We start from the raw sequence: 18,848 nt of genomic DNA on the forward strand, positions 1-18,848 counted from the left end.
GGGAGGTATGAGCCTCCCTTTCTTTATAAAATATTTAGATTTTAAGGAGTGGGTATGGAAAAATATTTACTAGAAATGACAGAAGTATCAAAGTCTTTTCCCGGAGTAAAAGCTCTAGATAAGGTAAATTTAAAAATAAGACCTCATACAGTTCATGCTTTAATGGGAGAAAATGGAGCTGGGAAGTCAACTTTAATGAAATGTTTATTTGGAATTTATTCAAGAGATGAGGGGAAAGTTTTCTTAGATGGAAAAGAAGTTAATTTTATTTCAGCTAAAGATGCTTTAGAAAATGGTGTATCAATGGTTCACCAAGAACTAAATCAAGTTTTACAAAGAACTGTAATGGACAATGTTTGGTTAGGGAGGTATCCTTTAAAAGGAATATTTGTAGATCATAAAAAGATGTATGAAGATACAAAGAAAATATTTAAAGAGTTGGAAATTGATGTAGATCCAAAAGCGAAAGTTTCAACATTATCTGTATCACAGATGCAAATGGTTGAGATAGCAAAGGCCTTTTCATATAATTCTAAAATAATAGTAATGGATGAGCCTACATCCTCTCTAACAGAAAAGGAAGTTGGACATCTTTTTAAGATTATCAAAAAGCTTACAGATAGAGGTTGTGGTGTTGTATATATATCTCATAAAATGGAAGAAATAAAAGAGATTTGTGATGATATAACAATACTAAGAGATGGACAGTGGGTTACTACAACTAGTTTAGAAGGATTATCAACTGATGAGATAATAAGTATGATGGTTGGAAGATCTTTAACTCAAAGATTTCCTGAAAAAACAAATGTTCCTCAAGAAGTGGTACTTCAAGTAGAAAACTTAACAGCTAAAAATCAACCGTCTATAAAAGATATAACATTTGAATTGAAAAAAGGAGAAATCCTTGGAGTAGCAGGATTAGTTGGATCTAAAAGAACAGATATAGTTGAAACTATATTTGGAATTAGAGAAAGAGAAAGTGGAAAAGTAATAATAAATGGAAAAGAAATAGAAAATAAAACTAGTTTAGAAGCTATAAAAAATGGTTTTGCACTTGTAACAGAGGAGAGAAGAGCTACAGGTATTTTTCCTCAGTTAAATATTGAATTTAATTCTTTAATATCTAATATGACTAATTATGAAGGGAAAAATAAAATTTTGAACTCTTCTAAAATGTATGGAGATACGAAATGGGTTATTGATTCAATGAGAGTAAAAACGCCAAACCAAAAAACTCCTATTGGGAATTTATCAGGTGGAAATCAACAAAAAGTAATAATAGGAAGATGGCTTTTAACTAGTCCGGATATACTGATGTTAGATGAACCAACAAGAGGTATAGATGTAGGAGCTAAATATGAAATTTATCAGTTAATGCTAGACTTGGCAAATAAAGGAAAAGGAATAATTATGATTTCTTCTGAAATGCCAGAGCTTTTAGGGGTTACAGATAGAATATTAGTTATGAGTAATGGAAGAGTAGCTGGAATTGTAAATACTCATGAAACAAGTCAAGAAGAGATTTTAAAATTAGCATCATTATATTTATAAGTTACGGGAGGACAAAATGGAATTTTTTAAAGGTAAAGATACAAAAAAACTTCTATTGGATGGAGGGTTATATTTAGTATTGTTGATACTTATAGCAGGAATAATTATAAAAGAACCATCTTTTCTAAGTTTTAGAAATATGAGAAATATACTAACTCAATCATCAGTTAGAACAATATTAGCTTTAGGAGTAGCAGGAATAATAGTTACTCAAGGAACAGATTTATCTGTAGGAAGACAAGTAGGGTTATCAGCAGTAATTTCGGCGACATTATTACAGGCAATGACTAATGTAAATAAAGTATTTCCTAATCTAGATACATTACCAATTCCAGCTGTTATAGTTATAATAGGAATTATTGGAGCATTTGTTGGATTTTTAAATGGATTTGTTGTAGCATACTTAAATGTAACTCCATTTGTTGCAACGCTAGGTTCGATGATTATAATCTATGGTGCAAACTCTTTATATTATGATTATGTTGGAGCTTCACCAATAGCAGGATTCTCAAAGAGTTTTACTAATTTTGCTCAAGGCTATTTCACAATAGCAGGATTTAGATTTAACTATCTGATTATTTATGCAGCATTAGCAGTATTGTTTATATGGATTTTATGGAATAAAACAACTTTTGGAAAAAATTTATTTGCAGTAGGAGGAAATCCTGAAGCGGCTAAGGTATCAGGAGTAAATGTAAAAAAGACATTAGTGCTAGTTTATACATTATCTGGAATATTCTATGCTTTTGGTGGAATGTTAGAGGCTGGAAGAGTAGGAAGTGCTACAAATAACCTTGGAAATATGTATGAGATGGATGCTATAGCAGCTTGTGTTGTAGGAGGAGTTTCGTTTTCAGGAGGAGTAGGAACAGTTCCAGGAGTATTAATAGGGGTTATAATTTTTACTGTAATAAACTATGGATTAACTTTTATAGGAGTAAATCCATATTGGCAATATATAATAAAAGGATTAATAATAGTTATGGCAGTTGCATTAGATACATTAAAATATGTAAAGAAAAAATAGAAATAATAAAAAGAATCTAGAGGAGTATACCTCTAGATTCTTTTTTAATCTATATATTTGATGGTTTCTTTTAACTCTAAACTTTTTTTTATATTAATGACTCTTTGATTTTTACTACCACGCCATTTAAGATTTAAATCTTTTTCTTCTATTCGAAACTTTCCATCGACTAAAATATCACATAATTCTATAAGAGACAATAACTTTGGGCTTTCAATAATAGCTTCCCAAGTAAAACCTGACCAAATCCAGATATCTTTTTCAGGAAAAAGATTTTTAAATTTCTTTATAAAAGACACAAGAGGATCTATATTACTGATATAAGTAGGGTCTCCTCCTAATAAAGATAATCCTTTTATACTTTTATCATATTTTTTAAAATAGTTTAAAATATCATTTTCAGTTTCTTCAGTAAATAGAGAACCATAATTTGGATCCCAAGTATCAGAATTAAAACAATCTTTACAATAGTGTGAACAACCACTTACAAAAAGACTAACTCTAATACCTTCCCCATTAATCATATCTGTATATTTAATACCAGAATAATTCATAATCAATCTCCCATCATTTTACATATGTTTAACTCTATTTATAACCTCTTTTTGTTTTCCTTTATTGAAAGGTCTAGAATCAGGTTGAGCTAAGTAACCACATACTCTTCTTATAACATTCATTTTAGTAGAATCATGATTTCCACATTGTGGGCATTCAAATCCTCTTTCTGTTGCTAAAAATTCTCCATTAAAGTTACAGATGTGACATTTATCAACGGGTTGATTAATTCCCATATAGTGAATCCCAATTGATTGAGCATATCTTAAAACTTGATATACAGCTTCAAGGTTTTTCTTTAAAGAATCAGTTTCAATGTAACTGATATGTCCACCAGCTGCTAAAGTATGTCCAGGAGCCTCTAATCTCAATTTCTCAAAAGGATTTATTTTAATTTTAGAAGAAACGTGGAAAGAGTTATCGTAATATTCTTTATCAGTGATTCCTTCAATTGGACCAAACTCTTTTAAATCTATTTGGGCAAATCTATCACAAAGAGATTCAGAAGGTGTAGAATAAAGAGCGAATCCTAATTTTGTTTCATCTTTAAATTCTTTAACTTTTTTAGAAATATATTCTAAAATTTTAAATGTTTTATCATATGATTCTTCATCTAAGGCAAAGTTTTTACCATATATAAGCTCAGAAACTTCGCTAAGACCAATATAACCAATAGATACAGTAGCATATCCGCCCCAGATTAAATCTTTGATTGTTTCTTTAGCTTGTTTCTCAGAAAGAGCACCGGCCATCCAAAGAATTGGAGCAATTTCTGCAGGAGTATTTTCTAAATATTTAGCTCTGAATATACTATTTTCTTTACAAAGGTTTAAAATTTCATCTAATTCTTTATAGAATCCAGCTTCGTTACCTCTATTTTTTATAGCGATTTTAGGTAAGTTAATTGTAGTAGCTCCAATATTAAATCTACCTGAGTATTTTTCATTTCCGTTTTCGTCCCACCAAGGAGATAGGAACGCTCTACATCCCATAGGATAAACAACAGTACCGTTTTTAACTTGTTCTGGTGTAACGAATAAGATATCAGGATAAACAGATTTTGTCATACATTCAAAAGCAAGTTGAGATATGTCCCAGTTTGGATCTTCAGGATTGAAGTTTAATCCATCGCAAACAGCATAAACGATTTTAGGGAATATAGCAGTCTCTTTTTTTGCTCCAAATCCTTCCATTCTAGTTTTGAATACAAATTTTTGAACTAATTTACCTTCCCAAGATGTTTCAGTTCCTATTCCTATAGTAGTAAAAGGAGTTTGACCATTAACTGTAGATAAACTATTGATTTCATATTCTAAACCTTGCATAGACTGTTTTACAGACTCCTCAGTCATATCTACAGTATAATCAAAAGCGTTTGGATATTTTGCTTTTAAAGATTCATTAGAGTAGTTGATATCAGTTGTAGAAAGAATTGAATCAATTTCACTTTGAGTTAATCTTTCTATATACTTTAATCCTTTTGCAAAATGTTTTTTAAATGTTTTAACAATATATGGAACTAATGCTCTGTCAAGGTAAGGAATAGAGCATCCACCATAAGTATTCGAAGAAACAGAAGCGATAATTTGTACAATATGTCCAACTGCAACTTCAACAGAGTTAGGTTCTAACATTTTAGCATTACCGATATTGCATCCACCTTTTAACATTTGTTCAATATTAACTAACTCACAATTTGTTTCTCTAAAAAGAAGGTAATCTAAATCATGTATGTGTATTCTTCCACTTTCATGAGCTTCTTTTAAGTGTTTTGGTAGAATTCTATTTAAATAATAATCTTTCGATGAAATACCAGCTAATAAATCTCTTTGTACAGAGATTGTTTTTCCATCTTTATTAGCATTTTCATTTAACATATCTTCGTTAGATGCGTCGATTAATTCACCAATTTTTTTATATATAACCTGTTCTTTTTTTCTTAGCTCATTTTTAACAGTACGATATTCTTGATAAGAAAGTGCAATATCTTTTTCAGAAGATCCCATAAGTTTTTTTACAACAATATCCTGGATTTCCTCAACATGCATCTTAGGAGTATCAAGATTTTCTATTTGAGACGCTATTTTCTCAATAAGATCGGTATTAACTAATTTTTCTTTTTGATTAAAAGCCATAGTAATAGCTCTAACAATTCTACTTTTATCAAAGTTTACAGTTGATCCATCTCTTTTAATAACTTCTTTCAAAGAAATCACCCCATTTTTATTTTTTTCTTCAATTATTATACACATTTTTATATAATTCTACAAATGTGTAAAAAAGTAAAAATGATTAAAAAAATGGTTAAAAAAAAATATTTGACAGAAAAATATAGAGTTACTAAAGCAAAATGAAGTTAAAAAAATAATCAAATTAAAAAAAATAGAGCAAAAAAAATTCATAGAAAAAAATAAAAAACACAATATATATTGTTTGGTTTAAAAAAATAACACAAGATATTGTGTTATTTTTATTTTTGAACTTTTTAAATAATAAAAAAATAAAAAAATATTAAAAAAATATGCTATAGTATTTTTGAAATACTAATATAAAAGGAGGGGTTTTATGTTTGATAAAAATATCTATATTTCAAGAAGAAAAAAATTAAAAGAATTGGTGGGAGATGGATTAATCTTGATTATAGGAAATTCAGAATCACCAATGTCTTATGCAGATAATGCGTATAATTTTATACAAGATTCAACATTTTTATATTATTTTGGATTAAATTCACCAGATTTGATTGGAGTTATAGATGTAGAAAATGATAAAGAATATATATTTGGAAAAGAATTTACAATAGATGATATAATTTGGATGGGACAACAAAAAACTTTTAAAGAAAGAGCTACAGAAGTAGGGATTGAAAAGTTTGTAGAATCAGAAAAATTGGAAGAGGTATTAGAAAAAGCTAAGTTAAAGAAACAAATTATTCATTTTACTAATCAGTATCGTATTGAAAATAGTTTAAAAATATCTAAATTATTAGATTTTAATTTGGATGATGTAAATAAAAAGTTCTCAAAAAAATTAGTAGCTGGAATAATAGAAATGAGAAATTTAAAAAAAGACTATGAGATTACAGAGTTAGAAAAAGCTACAAATGTGACAAGAGAAATGCATCTAACAGCTATGAAAAATGTAAAGCCTGGAATGAAAGGTTATGAATTGGTAGCGTTGTTGGAAGCAGCAGCAAAAAAATATAATGCTACAACATCTTTCCATACTATTTGCACAACGAATGGTCAAATTTTACATAATCATTTTCATGGAAATACTTTCAAAGAAGGAGATGTAGTTTTATTAGATTGTGGTGCTAGATTAGAAAATGGTTATTGTGGTGATATGACAACAGTTTTTCCAGTTTCAGGAAAGTTTGATTCTAGACAAAAGGATATATATTCATTATTAATTGAGATGTTTGATAGAGCAGAAGAGTGTACAAAGCCTGGAGTAACAAATAAGTTTGTTCATTTAGAGGTTTGTAAAGTTTTAGCTAAGGGGATGATTAAAAGAGGTATTATGAAGGGGAATATAGATGAAATAGTTAATACTGGAGCTCATGCGCTATTTTTCCCACATGGATTAGGACATATGATAGGTTTAGATGTACATGATATGGAGAATTTTGGTGAAAATAATGTTGGTTATGATGAGTTTACAAAAAGAGAGACTCAATTTGGACTAAAATCTTTAAGAATGGGAAAAGAACTAAAAGCAGGGTATGTATTAACAATTGAACCTGGTATTTATTTTATTCCTGAATTAATAGAGAGATGGAAAAAAGAAGGTAAATTCGAAGAGTATATTAATTATGAAGAAGTAAAAAAATATCTAGACTTTGGTGGGATGAGATATGAGGGAGATTTCTTAATAACGGAGAACGGAAATAGAAGATTAGGAGATAAAATGCCTAAATACTTTAATGAAATAGAAGAAATTTTAAAAAACAACAATTAAATGTATTTTAATAGAACTTGAATGTTTTAAAAAAGAAAAAACAAAAATAGATTAAAACTATTTAAAAACATTGTTGACATTTTAGTGCGGATATAGTATTATTAATTGAAACCGATGATTAAGTAAATTTAATACCCCCCAAAAATTTATTTAAATCTTTTTATTTTAACACTCCCCCGTGTTATAAAAAACTCCTTTTACCCCAAAAGGAGTTTTTTTATTACAAAATATAAAAAATACCCTCTGAAATTTCAGAGGGTAATCTTTTACATTTCAAATATATTATTTATTTTTAAAATATTGTTTTCAAAAACTTCAAATTCTATGTAGGTATAAATATCTTCGACACTATCTTGAAATTTGTTTTCAAAAGCAATAACATTTTCATTTAAGCAATCTTGAATTTCTCTTTCACTTAAATCATTATGTATATTATAATAGTTGTTTTCAATCATAAAATTATTTAACTCTTCAAAAGTCATTTTTTTTCCAATTAAAGAAAGTTCATTTTTTAACATATAATCCTCCTACAAATTAAAACATGATAGCATAATGAATACCAAAAGATTCATTATTTTTATTTGAACTATTTTGATCAACTTGAGAAAAATGGTTATTTATTTGATAGGTATAACTTACAGAGAGATTATTGTTTAGATAAAATCTAATTTGATTTTGCCATTGTAAAGAGTCGTGAGTTTGTTTATTAAATCCAGAGCTATTTTTTGCACCAAAATCATAATCAAGCCATCCACTAAATCCAAATTTCATACCATTTTCAAATTTATAAATAGTACCACCATAAGCAATATTAAACAAATACCCATCCCATTGATCTTCGTTTCGACCATAATTCTTTTCCACATATCTGGCATATAAATTTGTTTTAAAATAATCAAACTTCATATACTTCATTTCTGGAATTGACACGTAGTTACCGATACCAATATAATATTTTCTAAGACCTTCATTTTGCCCAGTCCATTGACTTTTACCATGAACATTATCAAAATCAAATTGTGTTGCAATAAACCACTCTGATATAGGTCCTATAGATAGATTAGTTCCAGTTAAACCATCTATTGAGATTCTAGGTGAAATTTCACCGTAAGTATAGTTATCATCAATACCATTTTTGTCACTTAGCTTAGAGTTTTTAAAGATATTTGATCTATCCACAAACCAATATAAATCTAAAAGATTATATCTAGTTGTCCCTTGCACCTCTAAAACAACATCTTTTTCTGAAGTTCCCCAACCATTTGGTAAAGCATTACCTTTAATAAGGCTACCTTCTAAAACAGTAAAATTCCAAGGTTCATATTTAGCATAACTTACTGTTGAAAGTACAACTGAACCTAAAAGTAAAATTTTCTTTAATAACATAATCCCTCCGTGTTAATATTCCCGTATAAATCCTTCAATCTCCTTTAACAGAAGATTAATATTTTCTTTAGTGAGTACACAAACTCTAAAAAACTTTTCATTTAATTTATCAAAAGATTGAGCCTTTCTAATAATAATTCCTTTTTTAGATAGATAATTATAAAGGTTGTTAGCATCAAACCTAGAGCTTAAAATTTCACAAAGAATAAAATTACTATTTGAGTTATAAACTTTAAACTCTTTAAAGTTTTTTAAGCCTTTAAATAGTAAATTGAAATTTTCGTTAAAATCATTATGACACATATTTATAAAGTCATAATCTTTAAACATTGCTTCACCCATTAGAGAAGCAAAAATATTTATATTCCAAAGATTAGGAATAATATTTAAAGAGTCTAAAATCTCTCCTTTTGAAACAATAGAATATCCAAGCCTAATTCCAGGAGTAGAAAAGAACTTAGATGTTCCTCTAATAACTATAAATTTATCATACTTATTAACTAAATTGATAGCAGAAGTTTTAGAAGAATCTGTAAATTCAATATATGTTTCGTCAATCATAATTGGTTTTTTAAAATTTAAATAAATTTTTTCAAGATCTTCAACAGAGATTAATGTTCCTGTAGGGTTGTTTGGATTGCAGATAATAATCATATCAAAGCAATTAGAAGAAATAAATGAGATTAAATGATCTATATTGATTTGAAAGTTATTTTCTTTTTCATAAAAAAACTTAGTAATTTTTGACCCAACTTTAATTAATTCATTTTCATATTCAGAATAGGCAGGTGATAAAAGTAAAGTATCTTTTGGAGATATAATTTTAATTGTAGAAGATATAAGTTCTGTAGCTCCACTACCTAAAACAATATTTTCTGAATTACAATTACAGTAGCTTGAAATACTAGCCTTTAATTCTATATAATCAGGATCAGGATAAATACTTGCAAGTTGTAGGTTATCTTTTAGTTTTTTTAATCCTTTAGGACTAAGTCCAAAAGGATTTATATTTGAACTAAAATCAATAATTTGATTTTCATTAATACCCAATGTTTCTGATAGTTGATGAAGATTTGCTCCATGATTATTTTTCATAAAACCCCTCCATTATTTAAAATATATAACTATTTTAACAAATATAGTTTTTTTTTGCAAAAGAATGTTATAAAATATAAATATAATTAAAAATAAAAAGGGGAATAGTAATGAGAAATCCAAAAGTAGTAGTAATAGGAGGTGGAAGTGGACTTTCTGTAGTATTAAGAGGGTTAAAACACTTTCCAATAGATGTAACAGCTATTGTTTCTGTTGCAGATAGTGGTGGAAGTAGTGGTATTTTAAAGAAAGAATTTAATATACCAGCACCAGGTGATTTAAGAAATGTGATGATAGCTTTGAGTAATGTAGAGCCTTTAATAGAGGAGGTTTTTCAATATAGGTTTAGAGAGGATTCTTCAATAGGCGCTCATCCATTAGGAAATTTGTTGATAACAGCAATGACAGAGATTACGGGCGATGTACAAGTTGCCTTAAGAAGACTTAGAAAACTTTTTAATATTAATGGAAAAATACTTCCTGCAACCTTAGAAAAAATAGAGTTAATAGCAGAAAAGACGAGTGGAGGATTTGTATTTGGTGAATCAGACATACCAGTTTTAGGAGAAAAAATAAAAAGAGTTTTTTATGATGGAAAAGTAAATAGTCCAAAGGAAAATATTAAAGCTATTGAAGAAGCTGATTTAATAGTATTTTCTATAGGGAGTCTTTATACAAGTATTATTCCAAATTTACTATTAGAGAATATGCAAGAGGCTTTAAAGAAATCAAAAGCACAAAAAATTTATATTTGCAATGCTATGGGACAAATGGGGGAAACAGAAAATTATAGCGTTGCAGATCACATAGAATCGATAAATAGACATGTAGGATTTGATATGATTGATAAAGTGATAGTTAATTCAGTTGAGATACCAGAAGAGATACTTAAAAGATACAGTGACGAAGGCAGTACACTTGTTGAATTAGATATAAATAGATTAAAGAAAATGAGAGTAAAAGTAATAAAAGAACCTTTGATAAAAATAGATTCAGAAAAAAGAGTTAGGCATTTATCGCATAAATTAGCAGCAGTTGTATATTCGCAAATAGATAGTCTTGAAAATTTTTATGATGAATAAAAGGAGGAGAAAATGTTATTAAAAAAAGAGAATGGGTGGAAAAATAAGGATTTGGAGAGGGAAAAAATATTTGATTTTTGTCAAGAATATAAAACTTCTTTAGATTTAGGAAAAACAGAAAGAGAATATGTAAGATTTGGGTTAGAATTAGCTAAAAAAAATGGGTTTGTATGTGCTAATTCAAAGGAAAGATTAGAAGCAGGGGATAAAGTTTATTATGTAAACAGAGAGAAAAATTTGGTTTTAGTAGTGGTGGGAAAAGAAGATATAAAAAAAGGAATAAATTATGTAGTTTCTCATATTGATTCTCCAAGAATAGATTTAAAGCAAAATCCACTATATGAAGAGTTAGAGCTAGCGTATATGAAAACGCATTATTATGGTGGAATAAAAAAATATCAATGGGCATCAATACCTTTGTCTTTACATGGTGTTGTTATTTTAGCTAATGGAGAAAGAAAAGATATTATAATAGGAGAAAAAGAGGATGATCCTGTATTTACAATACCAGATTTATTACCACATTTAGCAGCGAAATATCAAGGAGATAGACAAACTTCTGAAGTTATAAAAGGTGAAGAGTTACAAATAATAGTTGGATCTATACCAACTGAAGTTAAAAATAGTGAAATTAAAGAATTAATAAAATATCAAATTTTAGAAGAGTTAAACAGAACATATAATATGATAGAAGAGGATTTTATATCGGCAGAATTTCAATTAGTTCCAGCTTTTAAAGCTAAAGATGTGGGATTAGATAGATCTCTTATTGGAGCTTATGGTCAAGATGATAGAGTTTGTGGTTATACTTCATTGAAAGCAATATTAGATTTAAATGAAATTCCAGTAAAAACAGCGGTTTGTTTTTTAGCAGATAAAGAAGAAACAGGTTCCCATGGATCAACAGGATTACAATCTAATTATTTAGAATATTTTACAAGTGATTTAATCAACAAAATTCAAGGGACATATAATGATTTAGATTTAAGAAAAACTCTTTGGAATTCGAATGCATTATCATCAGATGTAAATGCAGCAATGGACCCTATATTTAAAGGAGTTCATGAACCTCAAAATGCAGCAAAATTAAATTATGGTATTGTTGTAACTAAATTTACAGGAGCTAGAGGTAAGAGCGGAACAAATGATGCAGATGCAGAGTATGTATGGAGTATAAGAAATCTATTAAATACTCATGGAATTACTTGGCAAATTGGTGAATTAGGTAGAGTTGATGAAGGTGGAGGAGGAACCGTTGCGATGTTTTTAGCTGAAGTAGGAATAAAAACAATAGATGTAGGACCAGCACTTTTAGCAATGCACTCACCATTTGAAGTATCATCAAAATTAGATATATATGAAACTTATAGAACATACAAAGTATTTTTTGAGAAAATGATTTAAAAAAATAGGAAAGCTCTCTATTCTAGACAACATTTCTAGATTAGAGAGCTTTTAAAAGTTTGTTTAAAAGTTTGTTTGTTTTTATAAAAGTTTTTTTAGTTTGTTTTCCTTATAGTCAAAAAAATTCATGTTATTAAAGATATTTATATAGACTTAAGGAAAAAAATGCCAAAATTTCATCATATTTAGTTCCTCCCTCGAAGATAATTCACTAGAGATAAATATCCTGACTCTTTTCATTCTACTCGTAAACCTTCCCAGAAATAAATCCAGTGGTATAAAATACTTTCGTCCAAATTACAGTGGCGGGGCCGTAGAGGAATCAAACCTCATTTCCTTATCTAAGTGTCCTGTTATATTATTTAACATTAATATGAATATACTCCATATATTGTTTAAAGTCAAGGGTGAAATTTAAATAAAAAAAGTTTCCATTTTTTGATAACATATGTTATTATAACAAGTGTTATTATACTTGGAGGTGAATTTAAGTGAAAATAGGAGATTTAAATATAGAGGTACCAATTATTCAAGGAGGAATGGGAATAAGAGCATCAATGTCGAGATTAGCTTCAGCAGTAGCAAATCAAGGAGGAGTTGGTGTTATATCAGGAACTGCAATTCCAGCAGAAGAATTTAGAGAAGAAATAAGAAAAGCAAAAGAGATGATTATAGAAAAAGGTGGAGCACTTGGAGTAAATATAATGGTTGCTGCATCAAATTTTGCAGAGGCAGTAAAAGTATCGATAGAAGAGAAAGTTGATATGATAATCTGTGGAGCAGGATTCTCAAGAGATATATTTGAAACTGTAAAAGGAACAGGAGTAAAAATTATTCCAATAGTTTCAAGTTTAAAATTAGCTAAAATAGCTGAAAAGTTAGGTGCGGATGCCATTGTTGTGGAAGGTGGGAACGCAGGTGGACATTTAGGAACAGATAAAGATTCTTGGGATATAGTTGAAGAGATAGTAAATGGTGTTTCAATTCCAGTCTTTGGAGCTGGAGGGGTAATTACACCAGAAGATGCAGAAAGAATGATGGCTTTAGGTGTAGATGGAGTTCAAATGGGAAGTAGATTTATAGCAACTGAAGAGTGTGAGGTAAGTCAAGAATTTAAAGAAATGTATGTTAATTCAAAAGAGGGAGATGTAGTTCAAATTATGAGCTCTGCAGGTCTTCCAGCAAATGCTATAGTATCACCATATGTAAAAAGAGTTATTAATGAAGAAAAATTAACTCCTAAAAAGTGTACAAGTTGTTTAAAAAAATGTAGCAGAAAATTTTGTGTAAAAGATAGTTTGATAAAAGGTCATGAAGGTGATTCACTAGAAGGAATTTTCTTTGCAGGAAAAGATGCGTGGAAAATTAACGAGATTTTATCAGTGAAAGAAGTGTTTGATTTATTTAGAAGTAAAGTTGTAAAATAATATAAAAATAAATAGAAATCTAGTACGTTAGTACTAGATTTTTTTTATATTCATGATATAATCAATTGATAAAAATAGAATTAGGAGGATTAAAGTTGAAAGTTATATTTTTTATTCTAACTTTTTTTGCGGTTTTAGGAGCCTTAGATAGATGTTTTGGAAATAAATTGGGATATGGAAAAAGATTTCAAGAAGGAATATGTGTAGCGGGTCCTTTGATACTTGCTATGTTAGGAATTTTATCGATAAGTCCATTAATTTCAAAATTTTCAAAACCATTTGTTGAAAAACTTTACTTTTTAACTGGGATTGATCCCTCGATATATATAAACTCAATTTTAGCAACAGATATGGGAGGATATTTTTTAGCGAAAGATTTAGCAATAAATAAAGAATTAATCGATTTTTCAGGAATAATATTAGGTTCAATGTTAGGAACAGTAGTAATTTTTACAATGCCTGTAGCTTTTGGAATTATTGATGAATTGTCAAAAGAGAATTTTTCTAAAGGAATATTGAGTGGTGTAGCTACAATTCCTTTAGGCTGCTTTGTGGCAGGAGTAATTATGGGTCTTGATATGATTTTAATTATTCACAATTTAATACCGGTAGTAATTTTTTCAGGAATAATTTGTACAGGACTATGGTTTTTTCCAGAGAAAACTTGCAAGTTATTTGATAAATTTGGGAAAGGAATGACAGTAGTAATAACTTTAGGATTAGTTTTAACTATTATAGAAACTATGTTCGGATATTCAATAATTAAAGGATTAAATCCTATAGATGAAAGCATGAAGATAGTTACAAGAGTAGCTTTAACTTTAAGTGGAGCTTATCCATTGTTATATTTTATAGAAAAATATTTTAAAGAAACTTTGAAAAAAATGGGCTCTTTATTAGGAATAGATGAGAGTGGTACAGCTGGTTTTATGGCATCTTTAGTGAGTAGTATACCAATGTTTGGAATTTTTAATAAAATGGATAATAACAGTAAAATAATAAATAGCGCATTTGCGGTAGCAGGTTCATATGTTTTTGGAGGACAGTTAGGATTTGTGGCAGGAGTTTCTCCTGATAATATATTACCTTTCATTGTAGCCAAATTAGTAGCTGGATTTAGTGCAATTTATCTGGCTAAAACTATGTTTATAAATAAAAAAGAAAAAAATAAAAGCTTTGTATTAAATAAAAATTTTAAAATAAACTAGGAGGGATGAATTTGGAAAAAATTATATTAGAATTAAAAGAAAGATATATGGAAATTTTTGAAGAATTAAAAGATTTAAATAGCTATCTTTTTGAAAATCCAGAATTAGGTTTAAAAGAATTTAAAGCAAGAGATAGACATTGTGAAATTTTAAGTAAATATGGATTTTTTATAGAGAAAGGTTATTGTGGAATTGAAACAGCCTTTTTAGCAAATTATGTAGGAGAAAAACCTGGACCAAGAATAGCTTATTTAGCTGAATATGATGCGCTTCCAGAAATAGGTCATGGATGTGGTCATAATATTTTAGGTGTAACTAGTAGTGCTGCTGGAATACTTTTAAGAGAGTTTGTAAATATATATGGTGGAGAAGTATTAGTTATTGGAACGCCAGCGGAAGAAACAGATGGGGCAAAGGTAGCTATGGTTAAATCTGGAGCATTTAATAATATTGATGTTGCGATGATAGTTCATCCTACAAGTGGAAATTTACACTTGAGAAGTAGTTCGAGTCAGGCTATGGAAGCTTTACAATTTACATTTAAGGGGAAAACTTCTCATGCAGCTGGATCTCCTCATTTAGGAATAAATGCTTTAGATGGTGTAATTAATTTATTCAACACAATAAACGCATTAAGACAACAAATACTACCAACTGATAGAGTACATGGAATTATAACAAAAGGTGGAGAAGCAGCTAATATAATTCCAGATTTAGCTGTAGCTAATTTTTATGTAAGATCAAGAAATAAAAATGAATTGGATACACTTTTAGAAAAAGTATTAAATTGTGCTAAAGGTGCTGCAATTTCTTCAGGAACTAAATTAGAAATAGAAAACTACGAAACAAGTTTTTTAGATTTAATAACAAACAAAACTTTAATGAATCTTTACGAGGAAAGTTTAAAAGATATAGGAATAACTGAAATGAAAGATTCGGAGGATAGTGGATCTACTGATGCAGGAGATGTAAGTCATGTGTGTGCGACAATTCATCCATATTTACCTTTATACAAAGATGTAATTAGTCATAGCAGAGAATTAGCACAGTGTACAATTGAAGATGGAGCTTATAAAGGTATGGAAGAAGCTGTATTAGCTCTTACTTTAACAGGAATAAAAATATTAAAAAGTGAAAAAATATTAGATGAAATAAAATTAGAGTTTGATAATAGAAAATAATAAAAAAGGATTGTCATATTTAGGACAATCCTTTTCTTTTGTTTAAAGTTATTTTTTAGCTAAAAGATCTCTGATTTCTGTTAATAGAATCTCCTCTTTACTAGGACCAGGAGCAGGAGGTGCCTCCTCTTTTTTACGAAGATGATTAATACCTTTAACCATCAAAAAAATACAAAATGCAATTATAGTAAAATCAACAACAGATTGGATAAAATTACCATATCGTATAGCCGCCTCAGGCACAGTTCCTTCAGCAGGTTTAATAACATACTTCAAATTGCTAAAATTAACTCCACCTAAAAATATGCCAATAATAGGCATTAAAATATCATTTACAATAGAACTAACAATCTTTCCAAAAGCACCACCAATAATAACACCAACAGCTAAATCTATAGCGTTTCCTTTTATGGCAAACTCTTTAAATTCTTTTAAAAACATTTAATAGCCTCCTTAATTACAGCAAGATTAAGAGATTTCAATAGCTTTAATTACATCACAATCAAGAGCATTACGATATAAACCTAATACTGTAGGAATTCCATCAGATTCATCAGATTTAGACACCATAAACTCTTTGATTCTAATTTTATGGCATTTTTTACATTTATATATATAGTATAGTTGACTCATCTCGTTTCCATAATCATCAGTAAAATTTTTCTTCGCTAGTCCTAAGAATTCAAAGTCGTGTACAAAGTGCAGCATAGATTTCCCTCCTTTTATTATAAAAGTATTATGCTAAATATATACTAAATAAAAGTTAATTTCTTTTTCTAACTAAAAAAAATTATAAGATTTTTCTGTTTTTCTTTTTCAATGTTACTGCAGCACCTGTTATGAATGTCATAAAATCTGCGAAAGGTAGAGAAAGCCAAACACCGTCAATTCCTATAAAATCAGGTAAAGTAAATATACCAATAATAATAAACACAAAACTTCTTCCAAAAGATAAAATATTAGCAAAAGTAGATTTTTCCATAGATTGAAGATAAGATATATTTATAAAGTTCGCTCCTAAAAAAATAACAGCTGAGGAATAGATTAAAAGACCTCTAGAAGCAAGTTTAATTAACTCTATATCACCATTAAAAAATTCTATAATAAAATTTCTTTCAAAATAAACGAAAAAAAGAATTGATAAAGCGACAATTAAAGAAATTTTATGTCCTAAAATTAAAGTTGCTTTAATTCGATCTCGGTGTTTAGCACCAAAATTATAACTAATGATGGGTTGAATTCCTTGAGCTAAACCATTAAAAATCATTCTAAAAACATAGAAAATATATGCAATTATACTAAAAGCAGCAACTCCAATCTCGCCAGTTAAAATCATTAAAGTAGAGTTGAATAAAATTGTAATAATAGCGACAGCAAACTCTAAAATGAATGATGAAAAGCCATTTGAGCAGATTCTTTTTATAATTTGTAAATTTAAAGTCTCTTTTATAAATTTTATATTACAGTCTTTCCTAAAGAAATATGAGAGTAAAAATAATGCAGATGCCATTTGAGCAATTCCAGTAGCATAAGCAGCACCATACATTCCCCACTTAAATTTAATTATGAATAAAGCATCTAGTACAATATTGACAATCGCACCTATTCCCATAGAGGCCATAGCAAAATTTGGGCTATTATTGTTTCTAACAACTGCATTTAAGGATATAGAAAGCATAAAAAATATACTAAAAATAACTCCAGGAATTAAATAAGCTTTAGTTAAATAGAAAAGTTTCTCACTGCTTCCAAGTAAGAAAATTATTTTATCTTGAAAAATAAGAGTTAATGAACAAATAAGAATATATGATATGACATTTAAAATAATCATATGTGAAAAGTATCTGTTAACTTCTTTTAAATTTCCTTCTCCTTGTTTTATAGAAATAACTGTTGCACCACCAGTTCCAAACATCAAACTTAAAGCTATAGTTAGTGTAATAATGGGATAAGCTAAGTTTATAGCAGCTAAACCATCTCCACCAATTCCTCTACCAATAAAAATGCCATCAACAATAACATAGAAAGCCGATATTAACATTCCCATAACAGCAGGAAAAGAAAAATTAAAAAATAACCTACTTATAGAATCATTCTCTAAATCAATTGAACGAAATTTCATTATTAACTCCTTTTAAAATTTTTACGCTGAGGTAGATTATAACATAAAAAAAAGAGACTGATAAGTCTCTTTTTAAATTCCTTTTAAGCTATAAAAATTGGAGTATTAACATGCTCTAAAATGTTTAAACCCATACGATTAGTTACTTTTTCAAAGAAAAAAGAATGACTAAGATTTCCCATGATTAAAAGAGATGTTTTATTAAGTTCGAAATAAAAATCTTCAATATCATCTAAAGGTGAAGAGAAACCTCTTAAATTTGGTAGTACTCCTTTATCGTGAATAAGTTCAAGTAAAGTATGTTCATTTTTCTTATAGTTCCATGTAAAAACATCAAGTTTTTCAATATCTGTAGTTGAAAATAAAGTAAGGAAATTATAAACACTTTTATTAACTTTTATTCCATCATCAGATACAATACCGATATTTTCAAAACTTAAAGGTTTACCTCTTAAAACTATAATTGGTCTATATATAGTTTTTAAAATTTCTAAAAAAAGATCTCCTAAAAATAATCCTTCTTGGTAAATAAGAAGATCATTTAATCTTAAAAGGTTTTTTAAATTTTCTGTAGTAACTTGAACAATTGTAAGTAGATGAGCATTTAACTTATGTTCAATTAACTTTTCTTTTGTTTTATCTAAAAAATCATCTTGAAGTTCAGAAAAATCTTCAAGAAGATTTGCTGAATCTTCAGAATTGTTAATAAAAGGGTTTACATTTAATGCATAAACAGGAGTTATCTCAAAACCAAATTCTTTTTTTAATGAAAGACAACTTTCAATTATTAAATTAAGATCATCTCCACTTTTAAAAATAACAAGTGCTTTTTTCATAAAAACCTCCAAAT

At 28.4% G+C, this 18,848-nt stretch carries 17 protein-coding genes and 1 riboswitch; of the genes, 8 read left to right on the forward strand and 9 right to left on the reverse strand.

The features are described 5' to 3' along the window. Nucleotides 1-54 precede the first annotated feature (54 nt). Together mglA and mglC are read left to right on the forward strand one after the other, a co-directional pair. A complete protein-coding gene (mglA, locus tag H5J23_RS10790; RefSeq protein ID WP_185892229.1) occupies nt 55-1,551 on the forward strand; it encodes a galactose/methyl galactoside ABC transporter ATP-binding protein MglA in 1,497 nt (498 codons plus the stop codon). Between the two features lie 16 nt (nt 1,552-1,567). After that, complete coding sequence (gene mglC, locus H5J23_RS10795) at nt 1,568-2,578, forward strand: galactose/methyl galactoside ABC transporter permease MglC (protein WP_023049652.1); 1,011 nt, start codon at nt 1,568-1,570, stop codon at nt 2,576-2,578. Nucleotides 2,579-2,622: 44 nt separating this feature from the next. On the opposite strand, the gene nrdG is transcribed toward mglC, so the two are convergent. Both nrdG and nrdD read right to left on the reverse strand, forming a co-directional pair. Continuing rightward, nucleotides 2,623-3,132, reverse strand: coding sequence for an anaerobic ribonucleoside-triphosphate reductase activating protein (gene nrdG / locus H5J23_RS10800; RefSeq protein ID WP_185892230.1), 510 nt, complete (start codon nt 3,130-3,132; stop codon nt 2,623-2,625). An 18-nt stretch (nt 3,133-3,150) separates the two neighbouring features. Further along, complete coding sequence (gene nrdD / locus H5J23_RS10805; RefSeq protein ID WP_040407446.1) at nt 3,151-5,340, reverse strand: anaerobic ribonucleoside-triphosphate reductase; 2,190 nt, start codon at nt 5,338-5,340, stop codon at nt 3,151-3,153. A gap of 358 nt (nt 5,341-5,698) precedes the next feature. On the opposite strand from nrdD, the gene H5J23_RS10810 reads away from it, so the two are divergent. Next, a complete protein-coding gene (locus H5J23_RS10810) occupies nt 5,699-7,093 on the forward strand; it encodes an aminopeptidase P family protein (protein WP_185892232.1) in 1,395 nt (464 codons plus the stop codon). A gap of 266 nt (nt 7,094-7,359) precedes the next feature. Here H5J23_RS10810 and H5J23_RS10815 read toward each other — a convergent pair whose 3' ends face one another. The 3 genes from H5J23_RS10815 to H5J23_RS10825 are packed head-to-tail and all read right to left on the reverse strand — an operon-like array spanning nt 7,360 to nt 9,574. Further along, complete coding sequence (locus tag H5J23_RS10815) at nt 7,360-7,611, reverse strand: hypothetical protein (protein ID WP_023051059.1); 252 nt, start codon at nt 7,609-7,611, stop codon at nt 7,360-7,362. Between the two features lie 16 nt (nt 7,612-7,627). Next, nucleotides 7,628-8,479, reverse strand: coding sequence for an outer membrane protein OmpK (locus H5J23_RS10820; protein ID WP_185892234.1), 852 nt, complete (start codon nt 8,477-8,479; stop codon nt 7,628-7,630). Nucleotides 8,480-8,491: 12 nt separating this feature from the next. Then, nucleotides 8,492-9,574: a histidinol-phosphate transaminase gene (locus tag H5J23_RS10825; protein ID WP_185892235.1), complete on the reverse strand. Its 1,083-nt coding sequence runs from the start codon at nt 9,572-9,574 to the stop codon at nt 8,492-8,494. Between the two features lie 110 nt (nt 9,575-9,684). On the opposite strand from H5J23_RS10825, the gene yvcK reads away from it, so the two are divergent. From yvcK to H5J23_RS10850, 5 genes are all read left to right on the forward strand, one after another. Then, the gene (yvcK, locus tag H5J23_RS10830) at nt 9,685-10,656 is read left to right on the forward strand and encodes a uridine diphosphate-N-acetylglucosamine-binding protein YvcK (protein WP_023051062.1); all 972 of its coding nucleotides are present in this window, start codon (nt 9,685-9,687) and stop codon (nt 10,654-10,656) included. 12 nt (nt 10,657-10,668) lie between these two features. After that, entirely contained in the window at nt 10,669-12,060 is a 1,392-nt protein-coding gene (locus H5J23_RS10835) for an aminopeptidase (protein WP_185892237.1), read from the forward strand. 198 nt (nt 12,061-12,258) lie between these two features. Further along, a riboswitch (cobalamin riboswitch) is annotated at nt 12,259-12,438 on the reverse strand. A 113-nt stretch (nt 12,439-12,551) separates the two neighbouring features. Then, entirely contained in the window at nt 12,552-13,487 is a 936-nt protein-coding gene (locus tag H5J23_RS10840; RefSeq protein ID WP_023051064.1) for a nitronate monooxygenase family protein, read from the forward strand. A 95-nt stretch (nt 13,488-13,582) separates the two neighbouring features. Then, the gene (eutH, locus tag H5J23_RS10845; RefSeq protein WP_185892238.1) at nt 13,583-14,695 is read left to right on the forward strand and encodes an ethanolamine utilization protein EutH; all 1,113 of its coding nucleotides are present in this window, start codon (nt 13,583-13,585) and stop codon (nt 14,693-14,695) included. A gap of 5 nt (nt 14,696-14,700) precedes the next feature. Next, nucleotides 14,701-15,876, forward strand: a complete 1,176-nt coding sequence (locus H5J23_RS10850; RefSeq protein WP_023051066.1) for a M20 family metallopeptidase — start codon at nt 14,701-14,703, stop codon at nt 15,874-15,876. A 48-nt stretch (nt 15,877-15,924) separates the two neighbouring features. Here the strand turns inward: H5J23_RS10850 and mscL are convergent, their stop codons facing one another. From mscL to H5J23_RS10870, 4 genes are all read right to left on the reverse strand, one after another. After that, complete coding sequence (mscL, locus tag H5J23_RS10855) at nt 15,925-16,317, reverse strand: large-conductance mechanosensitive channel protein MscL (protein ID WP_023051067.1); 393 nt, start codon at nt 16,315-16,317, stop codon at nt 15,925-15,927. Nucleotides 16,318-16,344: 27 nt separating this feature from the next. After that, entirely contained in the window at nt 16,345-16,584 is a 240-nt protein-coding gene (locus H5J23_RS10860) for a hypothetical protein (RefSeq protein WP_023051068.1), read from the reverse strand. A gap of 82 nt (nt 16,585-16,666) precedes the next feature. Continuing rightward, entirely contained in the window at nt 16,667-17,998 is a 1,332-nt protein-coding gene (locus H5J23_RS10865) for an MATE family efflux transporter (RefSeq protein ID WP_185892240.1), read from the reverse strand. A gap of 83 nt (nt 17,999-18,081) precedes the next feature. Continuing rightward, nucleotides 18,082-18,834: a hypothetical protein gene (locus H5J23_RS10870; RefSeq protein WP_023051070.1), complete on the reverse strand. Its 753-nt coding sequence runs from the start codon at nt 18,832-18,834 to the stop codon at nt 18,082-18,084. Nucleotides 18,835-18,848: the final 14 nt, after the last annotated feature.

It is taken from the genome of Cetobacterium sp. 2G large (assembly GCF_014250655.1).
Lineage (GTDB): Bacteria > Fusobacteriota > Fusobacteriia > Fusobacteriales > Fusobacteriaceae > Cetobacterium_A > Cetobacterium_A somerae.

Bases quoted from the DNA above. Each gene is read 5' to 3' on its own strand.
- H5J23_RS10835 (WP_185892237.1), top strand. From the start codon at position 10,669: ATGTTATTAAAAAAAGAGAATGGGTGGAAAAATAAGGATTTGGAGAGG.
- H5J23_RS10865 (WP_185892240.1), bottom strand. From the start codon at position 17,998: ATGAAATTTCGTTCAATTGATTTAGAGAATGATTCTATAAGTAGGTTA.
- mscL (WP_023051067.1), bottom strand. From the start codon at position 16,317: ATGTTTTTAAAAGAATTTAAAGAGTTTGCCATAAAAGGAAACGCTATA.
- H5J23_RS10860 (WP_023051068.1), bottom strand. From the start codon at position 16,584: ATGCTGCACTTTGTACACGACTTTGAATTCTTAGGACTAGCGAAGAAA.
- H5J23_RS10810 (WP_185892232.1), top strand. From the start codon at position 5,699: ATGTTTGATAAAAATATCTATATTTCAAGAAGAAAAAAATTAAAAGAA.
- H5J23_RS10870 (WP_023051070.1), bottom strand. From the start codon at position 18,834: ATGAAAAAAGCACTTGTTATTTTTAAAAGTGGAGATGATCTTAATTTA.
- yvcK (WP_023051062.1), top strand. From the start codon at position 9,685: ATGAGAAATCCAAAAGTAGTAGTAATAGGAGGTGGAAGTGGACTTTCT.
- H5J23_RS10815 (WP_023051059.1), bottom strand. From the start codon at position 7,611: ATGTTAAAAAATGAACTTTCTTTAATTGGAAAAAAAATGACTTTTGAA.
- H5J23_RS10850 (WP_023051066.1), top strand. From the start codon at position 14,701: ATGAATTTGGAAAAAATTATATTAGAATTAAAAGAAAGATATATGGAA.
- nrdG (WP_185892230.1), bottom strand. From the start codon at position 3,132: ATGAATTATTCTGGTATTAAATATACAGATATGATTAATGGGGAAGGT.
- H5J23_RS10820 (WP_185892234.1), bottom strand. From the start codon at position 8,479: ATGTTATTAAAGAAAATTTTACTTTTAGGTTCAGTTGTACTTTCAACA.
- mglA (WP_185892229.1), top strand. From the start codon at position 55: ATGGAAAAATATTTACTAGAAATGACAGAAGTATCAAAGTCTTTTCCC.
- mglC (WP_023049652.1), top strand. From the start codon at position 1,568: ATGGAATTTTTTAAAGGTAAAGATACAAAAAAACTTCTATTGGATGGA.
- H5J23_RS10825 (WP_185892235.1), bottom strand. From the start codon at position 9,574: ATGAAAAATAATCATGGAGCAAATCTTCATCAACTATCAGAAACATTG.